Genomic DNA, 4,859 nt, shown 5'->3' on the forward strand with positions numbered 1-4,859 from the left:
GTTTCGGGACCGAAACAGGGCCAGACGCCCGCCCACAACGCTCAGGGGGTCAGGCGGAGATGTCCCCGCTGAAGTCGACGTCCCTGGTCTCCTTCTGCAGCCACAGCGCGACGAACGTGACCCCGGCCATCGCGGCGAGGTAGACGCCGACGAGCACGGGGGAGCCGGCCTTCTCCCACAGCCACACCGCGATGAACGGCGCGACGGCGGCGCCGAGGATCGACGCGAGGTTGTAGGCCACGGACGCCCCGGTGTAGCGGACGTTCGCCGGGAACAGCTCGGGCAGCAGGGCCGCCATCGGGCCGAACGTCAGCCCCATCAGGGTGAAGCCGAGGATGAGGAGCGACTGGACGCCCACCGTGCCGCCGGCGAACAGCGGCACGAAGAGCAGGCCGAACACGGCGATGCCCCCGGTCACGACCAGCAGCATCGGGCGCCGGCCGTAGCGCTCGGCGAGCGGCCCCGACACCAGCGTGAAGACGCCGAAGAAGACGCAGCCCACGATGAGCATCCACAGGAAGTCGATCTTCTCGTAGCCGAGCCCGGCGGGGGAGCCGTCGGTGGGGTCCGTGGCGGCGACCCCGTAGTTCAGGGTGAACGTGGTCATGAGGTAGAAGAGCGCGTACGTGGCGACCATGATGAAGGTGCCGGACGCCACCTTGCGCCACGAGGTGCGGAAGACCTCCGCCACGGGCACCTTCGCGACGGCCTCGGTCTCGACGACCTTCTGGAACGCCGGCGTCTCGATGAGCCGCAGGCGCACCCACAGGCCCACGATCACGAGGATCGAGCTCGCGAGGAACGGCACGCGCCAGCCCCAGGAGGCGAACTGCGCGTCCGACAGGGTCTGGGAGAGGCCGATGAAGACCAGGTTGGCCAGGATGAAGCCGATCGGCGCCCCCAGCTGGGGGAACGTGCCCCACACGGCGCGCTTGCCGGCCGGCGCGTTCTCCGTGGCGAGGAGGGCGGCGCCGCCCCACTCGCCGCCCAGGCCCAGGCCCTGGCAGAACCGGCACAGCACCAGCACCACCGGGGCGAGGACGGCCCAGCCAGGGTTCGTCGCGGCGGGGATGAGGCCGATGACCACCGTCGCGATCCCCATCGTGAGGAGCGACGCGACCAGCGTCGTCTTGCGGCCCACCCGGTCGCCGAAGTGACCGAAGAGGACGGACCCCACCGGGCGCGCCACGAACGCGACGCCGAACGCGGCGAACGATGCGAGCAGGGCGGTCGTGCCGTCCTGGTTCGGGAAGAACAGGGCGGGGAAGACGAGCGACGCCGCGGTCGCGTACGCGTAGAAGTCGTAGAACTCGATGGAGGTGCCGATGAGCGACGCGACGATGACGCGGCCGCGCGAGTTGACGGCCGGCGTCGGCGTGCTCGGGGCGCCCGAGGTGACGGAGGTGGTCATGGGCGGGGACCGTACGCCCGCGGTCCGCATCCTGAACACTTGTCTCGACATACGAAATCGCTCGACCTGCGAGCAGGGTGCCCGCAGCGTGAAGGTGTGGTGAACGTGAATAAGGCGGCGGCGGCGCGTGTTGGCACCACCGTGCCGGGCGAGGCAGGATCGACGGCGCACTGGGACACACCATCCTGGGACCACTGCATCCGCGACGACGGGACGAACACGACGACATGAACGATCTGCTGCACGTCAACGGCGGGACCCCGCTCGAGGGCACCATCACGGTGCGAGGGGCCAAGAACTTCGTCTCGAAGGCGATGGTGGCGTCCCTGCTGGGGGAGTCTGCGAGCGTGCTGCGGAACGTCCCGCAGATCCGCGACGTCGCGGTCGTCACCGGGCTGCTCGAGCTGCACGGCGTGAACGTGAAGGCGGACCCGGACGGCGGGATCCTCGACCTGGACCCGTCGAACGTCGAGTCGGCGCACGTGGCGGACATCGACGCGCACGCCGGGTCCAGCCGCATCCCGATCCTGTTCTGCGGCCCGCTGCTGCACCGCCTCGGTGAGGCGTTCATCCCCGACCTGGGCGGCTGCCGGATCGGCGACCGGCCGATCAACTACCACCTGGACATCCTGCGGCAGTTCGGCGCCGTCGTGGACAAGATGCCGAACGGCATCCAGCTGCGCGCCCCGCGCCGCCTGCAGGGCACCAAGATCTCGCTGCCGTACCCGTCGGTCGGCGCGACGGAGCAGCTGCTCCTGACGGCCGTGCGCGCGGAGGGCATCACCGAGCTCACCGGTGCCGCCATCGAGCCCGAGATCATGGACCTCATCGCCGTCCTGCAGAAGATGGGCGCGATCATCTCCGTCGACACGGACCGCGTGATCCGCATCGAGGGTGTGGACCGCCTCGAGGGCTACTCCCACACCGCCCTCAACGACCGCATCGAGACGGCCTCGTGGGCGTCCGCGGCGCTGGCCACCGGCGGCGACGTGACGGTCAAGGGCGCCACGCAGCCCGAGATGATGACGTTCCTCAACACCTTCCGGAAGGTGGGCGGGCGCTTCGACGTCCAGGAGGACGGGATCCGGTTCTGGCACCCCGGGGGCGACCTCGACCCCATCGTGCTCGAGACGGACGTGCACCCCGGCTTCATGACGGACTGGCAGCAGCCGCTCGTCGTGGCGCTGACGCAGGCGAAGGGCCTGTCGATCGTGCACGAGACGGTCTACGAGAACCGCTTCGGCTTCACGGACGCGCTGCGCAAGATGGGCGCGACGATCCAGGTCTACAAGGAGTGCCTCGGCGGCCGGGACTGCCGGTTCGGGCAGCGCAACTTCCAGCACTCCGCCGTGATCTCCGGCCCGACGCCGCTGTCCGCGGCGGACATCGAGGTGCCGGACCTGCGGGGCGGGTTCTCCCACCTCATCGCGGCGCTCGCCGCGAAGGGCACCTCCACGGTGCGCGGCATCAGCCTGATCGACCGGGGCTACGAGTCCTTCCAGGAGAAGCTGGTCGCCCTCGGGGCCGACGTCTCGCGCGGCTGACGCGCCACCCCGGCGCGCTGGCACGGCCGGTCGGCGCGGGCGGGTAGGCTCTGAGCCCGTGCCGATCGCCCGACCTGACTCCCGTGGTTACCGCGCCGTCGCGCGGCTCGTGCGGCCCCTGCTGTTCTCGATGGTCCGCTACGACTGGCGCGGCGGCGAGGAGAACCTGCCCCGCGAGGGCGGGTTCATCGCCGCCGCGAACCACGTCACGGAGTTCGACGCACTGACGCTGGCGCACTACCTCTTCGACAAGGGGTTCGAGCCGCGGATCCTGGCCAAGCGCGGGCTGTTCACCGCGCCGGTGGTCGGCTCGCTGCTCCGTGCCACGCGGATGATCCCGGTGGACCGGGGCACGGCCGCCGCCGCGACGTCGCTCGAGGACGCGGGCGCGCAGCTCGGGGACGGTGCCTGCGTCGCGATCCTCCCCGAGGGCACCCTGACGCGGGACCCCGACCTGTGGCCCATGGAGGGCAAGACCGGGCTGGCGCGGATGGCGCTGGCCAGCCGCCTGCCGGTGGTGCCCGTCGCCCAGTGGGGCGCGCACAAGATCCTGCCGCGGTACGGGCGGCTCCTGCGCCCGTTCCCGCGCAAGCGCGTCACGATCGTCGCCGGCCCGCCGGTGGACCTGTCCGACCTGTACGACCGCCCGCTCGACACCCAGGTGCTGCGGGAAGCCACCAACCGCGTGATGAACGCGCTCACGGCGCTCCTCGCGGAGATCCGCGGAGAGACGCCGCCAGCGGCCCGGTTCGACCTGCGCAAGCACCCCGAGTACGAGAAGAAGCAGACCCACTACCCGCCCGTGGAGCGCCCTTGAGCAACGACCTGACCACCGAGCTGCCCGTCGTCCCCCGCGCGGCGGCCGCGCCGCGCCGGGTCGCCGTCCTCGGCTCCGGTTCGTGGGGCACGACGTTCGCGAAGGTCCTCGCCGACGCCGGGTGCGAGGTCCGGCTCTGGGGACGCGACGCCGCGGTGGCGCACGAGGTCACCACGGCGCACCGCAACGAGAAGTACCTGCCCGGCATCGAGCTGCCGCCGATGGTCGGCACCACGGACGCCGCCGCCGCCCTCGCCGGAGCGCAGATCGTCGTCGTGGCCGTGCCGTCGCAGGTGGCGCGCGCCACGCTGACCGCGGTGCGCGAGCTCGTGGAGCCCGACGCGGTGATCGTCTCCCTCATGAAGGGTGTCGAGCTCAGCACCGACCAGCGCATGAGCGAGGTGATCGCCGAGTCCCTCGACGTCCCGGCGGCGCGCGTGACGGTCGTCTCCGGCCCGAACCTGGCCCGGGAGATCGCCGCGGAGCAGCCCACCGCGACCGTCGTCGCGGGCACGGACGACGCGGCGACGCGGCTGGTCGCCGAGGCGTGCACCACCCCGTACTTCCGCCCCTACCTCAACCGGGACGTCACCGGCGTGGAGCTGTGCGGCGCCGTGAAGAACGTCATCGCGCTCGCCGTGGGCATGGCCCAGGGGCGCGGCTTCGGCGACAACACGACGGCCACGGTCATCACGCGCGGCCTGGTCGAGATCACGCGCCTCGGGCTCGCGCTCGGGGCGGACGCCGCGACCTTCGCCGGGCTGGCCGGCATGGGCGACCTCGTCGCGACCTGCGCCTCGCCGCTGTCCCGCAACCACATGGTGGGGCGCCGCATCGGCGAGGGCCGCACGCTGGACGAGGCGGTCGAGGCCACCGGCACGACGGCGGAGGGCGCCAAGTCCTGCCGCTCCGTGCTCGACCTCGCCGCCAAGCACGGCGTGGACATGCCGATCACCGCCGGCGTCGTGGCCGTCCTGTACGACGGCCTGCCGGTGGAGGACATGGCCCGCGGACTGCTCGCCCGGCCCCAGAAGTCGGAGGGCGTCGGCGCCTGACGCGCCGCCGGTCAGCCGGCGGCGCGCAGCGC

At 72.0% G+C, this 4,859-nt stretch carries 4 protein-coding genes; 3 read left to right on the forward strand and 1 reads right to left on the reverse strand.

The window, feature by feature from the left end; translation table 11 throughout:
* Positions 1 to 49 precede the first annotated feature (49 nt).
* Positions 50 to 1,411, reverse strand: coding sequence for an MFS transporter (locus tag ACFT55_RS19050; protein ID WP_380245419.1), 1,362 nt, complete (start codon positions 1,409 to 1,411; stop codon positions 50 to 52).
* Positions 1,412 to 1,638: 227 nt separating this feature from the next.
* Between ACFT55_RS19050 and murA the strand changes: the two genes are divergently transcribed.
* Genes murA through ACFT55_RS19065 form a run of 3 tightly spaced genes read left to right on the forward strand, consistent with a single transcriptional unit; the run spans position 1,639 to position 4,827 of the window.
* Positions 1,639 to 2,955, forward strand: a complete 1,317-nt coding sequence (gene murA, locus ACFT55_RS19055; protein ID WP_380245420.1) for a UDP-N-acetylglucosamine 1-carboxyvinyltransferase — start codon at positions 1,639 to 1,641, stop codon at positions 2,953 to 2,955.
* A 58-nt stretch (positions 2,956 to 3,013) separates the two neighbouring features.
* Positions 3,014 to 3,772, forward strand: a complete 759-nt coding sequence (locus tag ACFT55_RS19060) for a lysophospholipid acyltransferase family protein (protein ID WP_380245421.1) — start codon at positions 3,014 to 3,016, stop codon at positions 3,770 to 3,772.
* Positions 3,769 to 4,827, forward strand: a complete 1,059-nt coding sequence (locus ACFT55_RS19065; protein WP_380245422.1) for an NAD(P)H-dependent glycerol-3-phosphate dehydrogenase — start codon at positions 3,769 to 3,771, stop codon at positions 4,825 to 4,827. Before ACFT55_RS19060 ends, ACFT55_RS19065 begins: the two co-directional genes overlap by 4 nt.
* Positions 4,828 to 4,859: the final 32 nt, after the last annotated feature.

This window comes from Isoptericola sp. NPDC057191 (assembly GCF_042670225.1).
Classification (GTDB): domain Bacteria; phylum Actinomycetota; class Actinomycetes; order Actinomycetales; family Cellulomonadaceae; genus Isoptericola.